3 protein-coding genes are annotated in these 13,392 nt (G+C 54.8%); all 3 read right to left on the bottom strand.

Annotated elements, in window-relative coordinates:
- Positions 1 to 99: 99 nt before the first annotated feature.
- From EDM60_RS25580 to EDM60_RS25570, 3 genes are read right to left on the bottom strand one after another with little or no spacing between them, the layout of a single operon-like run.
- The gene (locus tag EDM60_RS25580; protein ID WP_122966477.1) at positions 100 to 8,376 is read right to left on the bottom strand and encodes a non-ribosomal peptide synthetase/type I polyketide synthase; all 8,277 of its coding nucleotides are present in this window, start codon (positions 8,374 to 8,376) and stop codon (positions 100 to 102) included.
- On the bottom strand, positions 8,369 to 12,709 hold the full coding sequence (locus tag EDM60_RS25575) for an SDR family NAD(P)-dependent oxidoreductase (protein ID WP_167470386.1): 4,341 nt from the start codon (positions 12,707 to 12,709) through the stop codon (positions 8,369 to 8,371). The genes EDM60_RS25580 and EDM60_RS25575 overlap by 8 nt, the downstream gene beginning before the upstream one ends.
- A 22-nt stretch (positions 12,710 to 12,731) precedes the next feature.
- The gene (locus EDM60_RS25570; protein ID WP_122966475.1) at positions 12,732 to 13,388 is read right to left on the bottom strand and encodes an HAD family hydrolase; all 657 of its coding nucleotides are present in this window, start codon (positions 13,386 to 13,388) and stop codon (positions 12,732 to 12,734) included.
- Between the last annotated feature and the right edge of the window lie 4 nt (positions 13,389 to 13,392).

Genomic DNA, 13,392 nt, shown 5'->3' with positions numbered 1-13,392 from the left:
TTTTTGGTTAGCTTGGGACTGGACGCGCTTTTCGCGGGAGCACGCCCAGTTTATTGAATTGACAAACCAGTCGCCCGGATGCGCGACGACTGGCACTGTTTACGTATGAACGACGCGCGAAACTAGCTGCTTCGCCAAATGGGCAAAGCCCTGCACCAGTTTTTTCAATTCGGCCGCTTTGAACAGCAGGCTGTCGTACTCCAGATGAATCCTGATCCGCTCCTCGCTGTCGACTTCCCAGCCCCAGACGGCATTGAAAGAAGACGATACGGCTTGTGAAACAGCAGGAACCAACGGGTACAGCAAAATCATCGTTTTGTCCTGCTCCCGTCCGATCCGATACGGCGGAACAGATGGGAACGATTGGTGCTGCTCCGCTTGGGCGATCTTTTCCTTGACTGTCATGAACAGCGAGTCAAAGTCAGACATGCCGGAAAAGTCAAGCGTAACCAGCTGGAGCTGCTCGCGTTTGTTCAACAGGTGGATCGAGATGCTCGCTTCGTTCGACACCTGTTTGAGCAAGTAAAACAGCAGCGCAAGCATGACTTCCTCGATGCGCATTTCATGAAGCTGGGCGATTTGGAATAAGCCCTTTGCCGTGGCAGGGGGCAGCTCCAACGCCAAAGGCAAGCTTTCGCCGGAATCGCTTGCCGACAGGAAGTAGTGAGTCGGCAGGGAAACCCCGCGCTTGCCCGCTCCTTGCGAGGCAAAGATCGCCGCTTCGATGGACGCAGCCAGCCGCTCAATGGTCGGATGGGTAAAAATATCCGCTACGTGGATTTGCAGTCCAAATTGTTCTTTGATCTGCTCCTGCATCAGCACCACCGTAAGCGATGTTCCGCCCAGATCGAAGTACGAATCCGCGGCGCTGATTTGCTCCAGATGCAACAGCTTTTTCCAGATGGAAGCCAGCTTTTCTTCCACCTCGGTAGTCGGCTGCCTGAACGGTTTGGAGCTGACCAGCTGTGTTTGCTGCAGCGACTTCAGCTTCTTGCGGTCGACTTTTTGGTTATGGTTCAACGGAATTTGCTCGATCACGAAAAATTGCTGCGGGATCATATAAGCGGGCAGCTGCTCCAGCAGGAACCCTTTCAGCTCATCGATCTCGATCGCCGCCTCTGCCGCGAGTACCAGGTAGCTCGTCAAGCCTTTCTCGTCATCCGCAGCGGATTTCCCGGAACGTTCCGCCAGCGACTCCAGCACGACGACATTGTCGCGAATCCCGGGATACGCGGAAATGACCGCCTTGATCTCAGCCAGTTCGATGCGGAAGCCGCGAATTTTTACTTGATCGTCAATCCTGCCCGCGCACTGAATCGTGCCATCCGCCATAAAACGCGCGATGTCGCCTGTCCTGTACATCGTAGGCTGCATCTCGCCGTCGAACGGATTGGCAACAAACCGCTCGGCCGTTAGCGCCGGATTGTTGATATACCCGGATGCCACACCCATGCCGCCGATGTACATTTCTCCGTAGACGCCCACGGGAACGGGCTTTTTGTCCCGGTCCAAAATATAAATTTGCGTATTGGCGATGGGCTTGCCGATTGTCAATTGCTCTGCATCGGTAATCTCGGCAATCGTCGACCAGATCGTCGTTTCAGTCGGCCCGTACATGTTCCAGAAGGAGCCGACCTTGCCGAGCATTTCTCGCGCCAAGTCTTGCGGCAGGCTTTCTCCACCGCATAGCGCTTTCAGTTGCGGATTGCCTGTCCAGCCGGACATGAGCAACATTTTCCACGTGGCTGGCGTCGCCTGCATCACGGTGATCCCGTGCGTTTCGAGCAAGCGGCTCAACTGCCTGCCATCCGCCATCTCCGTTTTGCTGGCAAGAACGACTGTCGCTCCAGTGATGAGCGGCAAATACAGCTCCAGCCCGAAAATGTCAAAGGAGAAGGTCGTCACGGACAGCAGCTTATCTGCGGCTGTCATGCCCGGTTGGCTCGACATGGACAGCAAAAAGTTGCCCAAAGCGCGATGCGGAACCATGACCCCTTTCGGCTTTCCTGTAGAACCGGATGTAAAGATGATGTAAGCCGTCTGTGACGGTTCGATTGCGGCGGACAGCGGCGAGGAAGACTCTTGCTTAATCTCGCTCCACTCCTGATCCAAAAGCACGAGGCTTTGGCAGCGGAGCTTGCCGTCTGCGAGCAAATCGCTGGTGGAAATCATCACGTTGACACCAGCATCTTCTTGAATCTGCTGCAAGCGCTGCAACGGAATGCTGGCATCGAGCGGAACATAAGCGCCTTCTGCTTTCAGGACAGCCAGCATGGCGATCACCATGTCAAGCGAACGCTCGATGTATATGCCTACGGGCTGTTCCCGCGTCACCCCTCGTTTTTGCAAGTACCGGGCCAGCTTGTTTGCCGCCTGCTCCAACTCCCGGTAGCTCAGGGACGCTGCTCCCAGCGATACGGCTGCTTTGTCCGGATGTTGTTCCACCTGGCGCTCAAACAGCGACAAGACGTTAGCGCTTGGGTCCACCTGCTGCCGCGTTTGGTTAAAGCCGACCAGCACCTGCTGTTGTTCCTGCCCGGGCATGATCTCGACTTTTGCCAAGGCAGCTTCCGGCTCGGCTACCGCCTGCTGCATAATCTGCGCGAAGTAGCGCGCCATGCGCTCCATCGTTTCTTTGGCAAACAGCTTCGTGGAGTATTCAATCTCGCACCCGATTTGCGGCCCTTCCTCCCAAGCGGTAAACCGGATGCTGAACATGGCTGTTTTATGCTTGTAAAACGAAGTAATCTCCTGGACCCCGCCGATTTGGTCGGTCTTGTCGTACACATCGCGGAAACTGAACATCGTTTCAAACAATGGATTTCTGCTCAGATCCCGCTGAATATCCAGATTGTTAATTAACTCTTCGAACGGATAGTCCTGATGGTCGAGCGCAGCAGAAATCGTTTGCTTGACGGCTTGCAGCAACTGCGAGAAGGAGTCGGCAGCATCGACGCTCAGTTTCAAGGCAACCGTATCGACGAAGGCCCCGATGAGATTTTCCAGCTCCGTCTGCTTCCGCCCGGATACGGGGGTTCCGACGATGACCGTCTCTTGCTGGCATATTTTCGACAAGAGGACAGCGTATACAGCCAATAGTCCCATGTTGACTGTAGCCGCTTCCTGTTTCAGCATGCTTTTGAACCGCTCGGTTGTCTCGCGATCAATATGAAAGGACACGAAATCTCCCTCAAAGCTCTGGACAAGCGGAGGCTTGAAATCGGTCGGTAACTGCAGCTTCGTTTCGTGCTCGCCATTCGCGAATTGCGCCAGCCAGTATTGTTTCTGTTTTTCAAAGGCAGGGGTGCCTCGCATGGCTGCATGCCATTCCGCGTAATCTTTGTACTGCACAGGCAATGCGGGCAATTCCTCGCCCTTGTAAAAGGCCAGAAAATCTTTGATCAGCAGCTGATACGACGTCTCATCTGATATGAGGTGATGCATGTCAATGAGCAGCAGCTTTTTGCTTGGCTCGTAACCAACGCGAATGAGCGGCGCTTTTTCCAGGTCAAACGGCCGGATAAAAGCGGAGATCGCCGCCGCCATTCCTTCTTCCGGCAGCACCAGCTCCTCGCTGGCGAACGGAACCGTCTCATGAACAGTCTGCACGACCTCTTGCCCCACAAAGCCAAAGGAGGTGCGGAAAATCTCATGACGCCCGATGAGCTGTTCAAAAATGTGCTGGATTTTGCCCGGCTCTACTTCCCCGTCCAATTGGTACACGCCCGGATTGTTGTAGACCGTTGTCAACGGGTGCATCTTTTGCAGGAAGTACACTCGCTTCTGAACGGACGTCAGCGGATAGTGGTCTTTGCGCGGTGCGACGCGAACCCCTCCCACCTGGCTCGGACTCGTCTGCTGCAAATAGGCAGAAAGTCCGGCGACAGTGGGATGGTGAAGAAAATAAGCCATAGGGATGCGTTCGTTGTACAGCTTCTGGATTTTTCCCACAATCGACAGGGCCATAATCGAGTCTCCGCCCAACTCAAACAAGCTGTCGTCAACACCGATTGGCTGCATGCCAAACTGCGCTTCCCATACCGCTGTAATTTGCTGTTCCCGTTCATCTCGCGGCGCGACATATTCCGTTGTCAAATCGGGCCGCTCGTATTTAACAGCGCTGTCAGGCTGCGGATAATCAAAGGCGATACCCTCTGAGACAAGCGGGAATTGCGCGTCCTGGTACCGGGTAATCAGCTCGTTTAAGTCATAGGCAGAGATGGCAACCTGCGGAAGCGAGATCGCCCCGACCCTGGAAAAGATGTGAACGCCTTCCGCTTCCGTGATCGCATGCGCCAGCTCCTCACCCGTCAACTGCCGATGCTTCTCCTCGATTTCCTTTGCCATTCCCGTCGCTTTCCATCTCTCCCAGTTGATCGACAAAACGGGAAACTGACTATTATTTCCATGGCAATAGTTTGCGAACGAGTCGAGGAACGCGTTTGCAGCGCAATAGCCTGCTTGCCCGATGGAGGGGATGTACGCACTCAAGGAAGAAAACAGGATAAAAAAGTCGAGCGGCCTGTCGCGCACAGCTTCATAAAGCAGCGATGTGCCCTCGACCTTGGCTGCCAGCATCTTTTTGCCGCTTTCTCTTGTGGAACGCTGGATCATTTCCCCATCGGCGACGCCAGCAGCATGGATCACTCCATTCAGTTCCCCGCCTAGGCGGTCTGCTTTTTGCAGCAGCTCTTCCACTTGGCGCATGTCGCTGATGTCCGCATGGATGAGGTGAATGCTCCCGCCTGCCTGCTCGATTGCGCACAGTCGGCGAATCGTCTGCTTGAGCTTGTCGTCTGCGTTGTTGTCTGCAAGCAGCTCCTGCCATTTTTCCTTAGTCGGGAACAATGTCCTGCCCACCAAAATCAGGGTGGCTTGCGCCTTTTGTGCCAAAAAGTCGGCGATGGCGAGGCCAATTCCGCCCAAACCGCCCGTGATCAAGTACGTTCCTCCCGGTTTCAGCTCCATGCTGTCACTGGGATCGAAGGAGACGGCCTCGTGCGTCGGCAGCCAAAAATGCTTGTTTTGATAGGCGACGATACCGTTCCAGGTTTGTGACAAAAGCGGGCGGACGAACGAATCGAGCGCCTTGTCCAGAGCGTTCGCTTCCGATGTGAAATCACTGTCAAACAAATGGCAGCGAATCGTCGGGTATTCCAGCGGGATAACTTTGATCGGCCCTAGCATGATCGACTTTTGCGGGTTCAGCTTGCCAACATCGGCCACCGAGCAGACTCCGTTTGCCAAAACTTTTAGCTCCAGCGAATGTCCGTCAAAATGCTTGCCAAATTCCTTGGCAATCGCGAGCAAGCTGTAGTAGCCGTTGTCCAGCGTCGTCTCCAGGCTCGGCAACGCCCCAGCCTCTTCTAAGCTCCACATGTGGATGACCTCATCCGGCGTGAACGAACTGTCTTTTAATTGTTGAAACAGCCAGTCGTAATCTTCGTCCTGGCCCGGATTGATCGCAAATTCGTTGCCGCGAATCTGCTGCCGCTGCGCACTTTTGCAAACGACAATACACTGCTCGCTCAACTGCTGTACTTTTTGCGTCAAAAGCTCACTGACTTTCGACTGCTCGGCAAAAATCAGCCGCCGCTTCTGTTTGTACGTACTGTCTTTGGCTGAAAAGACGGGGGTATGCCGCTTCCATGACGGAACGTAGTACCAGTCCTCGATCGGCTTCCTCGCCAACTGCTGCGAACTCGCTGCCTGCGGCTGAAACGAAGCCGCTTCCAGCCAGAACTTTTTGCGCATAAAAGGATAGGTGGGCAACGGAACCCGCGTTCCATCCGGGTTGACTTTGTCCCAGTCCAGGTTCACACCGTACTGCCACAGCTTGCCGAGCCGCTTGTACAGATGAAGCTGCTCCGAGACAGTGCTGTTGGCATACGGGATCAGGTTTAGTATGTTCTGCCCGGAAACAGATACGGTTCCAGCGTCGAACGTCCGTTTTGCCAGCGCACTCAAATCGTGTCCTGGCCCGATTTCGATAAATACGGCGCGCTGGTTTGCAAACAACTGGAGCGCCTTCGTAAACTGCACGGTGTCTTTTAACTGGCGCAGCCAATAGTCAGGGGCTGCCAAGTCTGCCTGCTCTGCCCATTCTCCTGTCACGCTGGAGAGAAAAGGAATTTGCATATCCTGAAAGGCTACCGGCTGTAAAGCGGCCTGATAATCGTCCAGTATCGATTCGACCCGTGACGTATGAATCACTTTGGGGAACGGCAGCGGCGTGCACATCCGTTTGTCCTGTTTCAGCTTCTCTTCCAGCTCCACAATGAGCGGTGTCGGGCCGCCGACTACGCAGGAAGCTTGATTGTCGATGGCAATTTCCAGCGAGTCAGACAAAAACGGAGCCACTTCCGCCACAGAGAGCGGAATGCTCAGCATTTTGCCATCAGGCAGCCTGCGAAACAGTTCCCCGCGCTTGAGTACGAGCTGCAGCGCCTGTTCGAGCGTGAACAGTCCGGCGATGGTAGCCGCGATATATTCACCCAGACTGTAGCCGATCACGGCATCCGGTTGAACTCCCCACTCCATCACAAGCCGGGCCAGTGCGTACTCGAACACAAACAAGATCACTTGCCCGTGATCGAGGCTGGCGAGTGCCTGCTTGGCCTGTTCCTGCTGCTCGTCACGCGGGAACAAAATGGAACGGTAATCGACCGGGGAATATCGTTGAAGCAGAGAGAAGCAATGATCGAGACTCTCTCGAAAAATTTGCTCCTGTTCATACAGTTCGCGCCCCATATTGACGTATTGCGAGCCTTGGCCGGAGAACATGAATACGATCTGTCCAGGCTCTCCATCCGCACGGTAAGCTTGTGCCTGCCGGGAGCCTTTATCCGTCAAGGCGCGGATCAGCTCGGTACGGCTCTTGCAAACGATTTGCTTGCGGTATTCAAATGACTTCCGGCCCTTTTGCAGGGTGTAGGCGACATCTTGCAGCTTGATCTCGGGGTGCTCTTCGAGATGCTTTGCCAGATTGTCTGCCATTTGTTCCAGCGATTCGCTGTTTTGCGCGGACAGCAAAACGAGCTGTGGCTGCTGCTCTGTATCCACCGATTCGCTGACCTCTGGCGCTTCCTCGACGATCAGATGCGCATTTTGCCCCCCGACGCCAAACGAGCTGATTCCCGCCCGCAACGGATACGCTCCACGCTGCCATTCGCGCAGTGTGGTGTTGATCGCAAAGCGGCTGTTTTCCATGTCCAAAGCCGGGTTGCTCCTGGCAAAATTGATCATCGGCGGGATCTGGCGGTGTTTCAGGGCGAGGACGGTCTTCACGAAACCCGCTACTCCTGACGCTGCATCGAGATGGCCGATGTTGTTTTTGACCGAGCCTAGGACGCACTCGCTTTGCCGCTCGCGAAACACTTGCTTGAGCGCCGTAAACTCGATGGAATCTCCGAGCTGTGTTCCAGTCCCGTGCGTTTCAATGTAGGAGATGCTTTCCGCCTCTACATCGGAGAGCTGCAAGGCGCTTTGAATGACCTCTTTTTGCCCCTCGACGCTCGGCGCCATGTATCCTGCTTTGCGGTTGCCGTCGTTGTTGACGGCGCTGCCTTTGATAATCGCCCATATATGGTCTTTGTCCGCCAGCGCATTTTCCAGCGGCTTTAACACGACCACCCCGACGCCGTTCCCAAACAGAATGCCGGATGCCGCTTCGTCAAAAGCGCGAATTTGGCCGTTTTTTGACAGAAAGTGCCCTTCTTCGTACATATATCCGCTCTTGTGCGGAATCAAAATCGAGCAGCCACCTGCAATCGCCATGTCGCATTCGCCGCTGAGCAAGCTGCGGCAAGCGGCGTGAATGGCGGTCAACGAAGTCGAGCATGCGGTGGTGAGCGTCAAGCTCGGCCCTTTTAAATTGAACTTGTAGGAAATGCGCGAGGCGAGGAAGTCTTTGTTGCTCAACTGGATTTCGGAAAAGAGATCCCGGTGCTCCCCTTCATATGAATACACTCTGGCATTCCAGCTGTAATTGCTCGATGCTCCGGCAAAGACACCCACTAATCCGGGATAATGGTCAGGGACGTATCCGGCGTCTTCCATAGCTTCCCAGGCTACCTCGTGAAACAGGCGAACTTGCGGGTCCATGACCAGAGCGTCTTTGGGGCTGTACCCGAAAAAGCGTTCGTCAAAATATTCAAACTGATCGATGATCGCACCAGCCTTGACGTAGTTTTCATGCTCGATCAGCTCTTGTGGTACTCCTTCTGCTCTAAGCTCGTCGTCGCTAAAAAACGTGATCGACTCCAGCCCGTCCTTGAGGTTGTTCCAAAATTGCTGGCGATTGTTCGCTCCCGGAAAGCGGCAGGATAAGCCGATCACGGCGATTTCCAGGCCGTTGAAGTTTCGCGTGTCAGCCATTTCGCACCTCCTTTCCTTTTTGGCGCAGCAGCTTTAATTTATCCATCCCTTTATGGACAATTTCAGAGCGATCGAAGCCATGATCGTTTGCCGCCGTATCGTTGTCTTCCGCTTTCAGGTACCCGGCCAGCTTGCGGATGGTCGGGTATTCGAACCAGGAAGAGATCAGAACAGGCTTCTGAATCGTTTTCTGGAGAATATCGTTGATCCCGACAATATCAAGCGACGTGACGCCTGCATCAAAGAAATTGTCGTCCAGTCCCATGTTCGCATTCCCAATCGCGTCCTGAATCGTCTCCTGCAGCAGTTGCTCCAGGGGAATCTCTTTCTGGCTCTCTTGCTTGCCTGCTTTTATGTAGCGAGGGCGGTTTACCCACTGCTCAAGCCGCGGCTCCAGGTCTGTCGTGGACACGATGACATGCTCTTCCTGGTGCAGAAGGGAAAACAAATGCGCAAACAGCTGTCGGCCTTCTGCGGGCGAAATCAATTGCTCCAGCCGTTCGCTTGTCGCTGTGCGGCTGCCTGGATCGGCAAGCGAAAAGTTCCAGGCGTCCCAACCGACAGACATCCATCGCGTTCGCTGCTGCCCTTGGTTCATCTTTTGCACAAAGCTGTCCATGAATTGGTTAGCCGCTGTATAGGCAACGAGTCCGATTCCGCCGAGTATCGAGGACAGCGAGGAATTGACCAGGCAGTACCCGATCTCTTTTTCCCGGATCAGCTTTTCCAGAACGAGCAGCCCTGTTTGCTTGACCGTAAACTCCGCTTCACACATGTCGCGACGGATATGGGGGATCGCGTGCTGAAAGAAATCGCTCACGACTCTGCCAGCAGAAAAGATGATTCCGTCAATTCGTCCGATCGTCGCCTCTATCTCTTCCAAAAGAGCCTTCATTTGTGCTTCATCGCTTACATTGACCTGATACAGATGAATTTGGGCGCCCCATGCTTGCAACTGCATCAGTTCGCGAATTTTCTGGTGCAGCGGGTCGCTTGGGGGAGTGGTGGATACGTATTTCTCCCACTGCATTTCCGGCAAAAATGGCGAACGCCCTGTCAAAATGATCGTAGCTGGACCGTGCTGGGCTAACGCCCCCGCTGCGGTCAAGCCAATTCCGCCCAAGCCGCCGAGAATCAGATGCACGCCGCCCGCTTCGGGCTGTGCAGTTGTCGGCGGGTCCAAGCGAAGCGGTTCAAACGTGCGCACCCATTTATGACGGTTGCGGATCGCGAGCAAGTTTTCCGGCTCTTGCTTCAGCAACTCCTCCACAAGCAGCGTCATGCCAGGCTGCCCTTGTTTCACGAATGGTTCCGGCTCGATTTCCAGGAAAGCCGAGCGGACATTGCCAAATTCTTGCGTGAGCACCTGAGCCGCCCCGAGCGCCATAGCCTGCTGTGGCAGCAAAGCTTCGTTCCCGGTGATCGATTGAGACGCGGACGCAATCACGAAAAGCTGGATTTGCTGCTGCGGATCGAGCATGCCAAACGATTGGCCCAAGTGCAGCAGACGGTAAAACACAGACGGCCCGGCAGCCGGGGCAGCATCTGCGCACTCGTTTGCAAGGCTCCACAAGTGCACGATTTTCCAGGTCTGGCCCGGTGTAAACACTTCCCGCAACAGCGCGAGATACTGCTCCGTTTCTTCGGGATGAATCTCGTACGCATTCGGGTCCAGCTTGGAAAAGTGCTGCCCTGCCTTTACCGTGCACACGCGTTTTCCTTTTGCTTGCAGCGCTTGCTTGACCGCTTCGCCGATTCCGTCCGTATCGATAAACAGCAGGTAGGTGTCAGACTGCTCGTCGTCTGTACGGGTACGGCCAGATCCGTTGTATTGCTTCCACACAGGCCGATACAGCCACTTCTCCGGTTCGTTTTTGCGAGAAAGATTAGGCTGTGGCTGAGGGGCGGCGGTACGCGCTTTTTTCTCAAACCAATACTTGTCGCGATCGAACCCGTACGTCGGAAGGGACAGGCGGCTTCTGTTCTCGCCGGAGTACCGTTCCTGCCAATCAATCGCAGCCCCCTGCTGCCAAAGCTCGCCCAAGCTGTTGGCAAAACGCCACTCCGCCGACTCCATCTCTCCATGCGCAGGCAACAGATGGATGACAGGAAGGCTGCATTCCGCCCAGGATGGCTGCTTCATCCCGATCCCAATGACAAGGTGAACATCGCTCTCCGTGAGCGGAGCCTTTGCTGTCGCTGGCAAAGTGGATGCTTGCATGGTGTGCAGCCAAAAGTTTGTCTGACCAACCAGCTCGCTCGTGACAGAAGTCCCGCCGGACAAGATAGCGTGATCCGCGCTGCCCGCTGGCATTGCCCGCAACAGCGAAGCCAGTTCTGCTTCGATCCGGCTTTGTTGTTCTTCTGCTGCACGAAGCCACTTGTGTTTCAGGACGATGATTTTCGCGAGGTCGGACACGGTTGCCAGCTTCGCCTGATAGACAGCCGCAAACAAGCCTGCCCCGTCCGCAATCGCCACCTGCGGCTTGATTCCGAGAGAAACCAAAAAGTCGGCCAAGGCACTTTGGCAAAGAAACTGGCTCAGTTCCCCGTACATCGGGTCAAAAGCGTCGCCATGATGCAGCAGGTCGGCACCCGTCAAAAGGCGATCCAGGCTGGGCGCAGCCAACGCAGCTTTGGACAAGTCGTGGACATAACCGTCCAAGATGCGGGCAAAGCACTGTTCAGTCTGGTACAGCTCGCGCGCCATCGTGCAAAGCGCTTGGTTTTGCGCTGAAAACCAAAAAGCCGCGCGAAGCTCCTCCTGCCTGCTTTCGCTTGCCGTGCCGATTGCGGCTGCTTCCAGCAAGCGAGCAGCTTCTCCTACGGAAGAGCAAACCACCATTTTCCGATGCGAAAAATGAGCGCGCCCCGTCTGCAACGTATACGACACATCCGCAGGGGAAAGCGCAGGCTGGGCACGGAAAAATTGCGCCATTTTCCGGCACGTATTCGCCAATGCCTTTTCTGTTTTGGCTGAGAACAAAAACAGATGCTGCTGTCTCGCAGAAGCATCGGAAGCATAGACAGGAGCTGCTTCCAGAACGACATGGGCGTTTGTCCCGCCAATGCCAAACGAACTGACGCCTGCCTTCGGCGAATCGCTGACGTCTTTCCACGAACGCGGACGTGTGTTGACGTAAAAGGGACTATGCTCCAATGCCAGCTTCGGGTTCGGCTGCTCGTGGTGAATGCAAGGCGGGATCACTTGATGTTTCAGCGCGAGAGCTGTCTTGATTAGACCGATGATGCCCGCTGCCGTATCCAGGTGGCCGATATTCGGTTTGACAGACCCGATGGCGCAAAATTGGCGCGAGGTCGCCTCGGCCTGGAAAACCTCTTTGAGTGCTTTTATTTCAATCGCGTCGCCCAGCTCGGTTCCGGTTCCATGCGTTTCGATATAGCTGATTTCCCGCGGCGAAACGTTGGCGACGGTGAGCGCCTCGTGAATGACCTGCGCCTGACCGATTGGACTCGGCGCGGTGTACCCGATTTTTTCTTCTCCGTCATTGTTGACCGCCGTGCCGCAGATGACCGCCTGAATGTTGTCGCGATCGCGAATCGCATCTGCCAACCGCTTCAAGACCACGATGCCGATGCCATTGCCAAAAACCGTTCCCGCAGAGTCGGCATCAAAGACACGGCAATGTCCATCCGGAGAAACCATGCCTTCTTTTTGGTAGACATAGCCTGCTGTCTGTTCACTGCGGATCGTCACGCCCCCTGCCAGCGCCATGTCACACTCGCCATTCAGCAGACTTTGGCTGGCCAAATGAACCGCGACCAAGGAGGAAGAGCACGCTGTCTGCACATTGACGGAAGGGCCGCGCAAGCCGAGCTTGAACGACACCTTGGAAGCGAGAAAATCTTTTTCGTTGCCGATGCCGATTTGCACGTGCCCAAGTCTTTTTACCAACTCCTGATCTTCGTACAGACGCAAAAAGTAGCTGCTGATGCACGAGCTGGCGTACACGCCCACGACAAGACGCTCGATATCCTGGACGCAGCCCGCATCCTCAAGCGCTTCCCAGGCGCATTCGAGAAAGACGCGATGCTGCGGATCGGTAATCTCGGCATCCTTGGCTGTATAACGGAAAAAGCCCGCGTCGAAATACGCTGTATCGTTCAGGACGGCCCCTCTTTTTACATAGTGCGGGTCGTGAAGGAGATCAGCAGGAACACCTGCCTCTCTCAATTCCTCATCCGTAAACGTCTTGATCGATTCCACACCGCGGACGATGTTTTGCCAAAAAGCCAAAGGGGTATCGCCATCGGGAACACGGCAGGATATGCCGACGATCGCGATTTTTGAATGGATCAACTCTTCATCCACCACTCCACTCACTCCCGTTTATTTATAATGACACTCTCGGGTGTTGAAAAAGGGTTTGCAATGCCTGTCTCAGTTCGTCGACACTGTACGCAAAAAAAGTAGGAGCTTCCTGCTGGAGCACCTCTACCGAATTATGGCCCCAGGCGACTGCGATGCTTTTCACTTGCGCCTCCCTGGCACAGATCAGGTCGTTTTTCCCGTCGCCAACAAAGACGGAGTGATCAATACCGGATTGCAATTGCTCAATGGCAACAAGCAGACTTTCCGGGTGCGGCTTTGGATGGGTGACATCATCGGAACAGACCACCCCATCAAAATAATCGATCAAGCGAAATTCTTCCAGGATGTGGATGGTGCGCTTGCGATCTTTTCCCGTACACAATCCGCATTTCCAGCCTTCCTGTTGAATGTATCGCAGCACGTCTTCCATCCCCGCCACAATCTCGATCAGGTGGATGTTGGAGCTGGCGATTTTGCGATAATGCTCGACCATGCTCTGGGGCAGGTTCATTTTGGCGAAAATATTCGGAATAGAATCGCCGCTGTGTCCAAGAAACTCCTCAAAGGAAGGGAGCGGACCGTCGGAAACGAGCTGAAAGCTGTCATAGAACGCCTTGCGCTGCACCTCAAGCGAATCAATAATCACTCCATCGAAGTCAAACACGACACTTTTTTGCATACGC

It is taken from the genome of Brevibacillus parabrevis (assembly GCF_003710905.1).
In the GTDB taxonomy this organism is placed as follows: Bacteria; Bacillota; Bacilli; order Brevibacillales; family Brevibacillaceae; genus Brevibacillus; species Brevibacillus parabrevis.
Note: the sequence above shows the minus strand (reverse complement) of the source record. Positions and strands in the feature narration are given on the sequence as shown.

Bases quoted from the DNA above. Each gene is read 5' to 3' on its own strand.
- EDM60_RS25570 (WP_122966475.1), bottom strand. From the start codon at position 13,388: ATGCAAAAAAGTGTCGTGTTTGACTTCGATGGAGTGATTATTGATTCG.
- EDM60_RS25580 (WP_122966477.1), bottom strand. From the start codon at position 8,376: ATGGCTGACACGCGAAACTTCAACGGCCTGGAAATCGCCGTGATCGGC.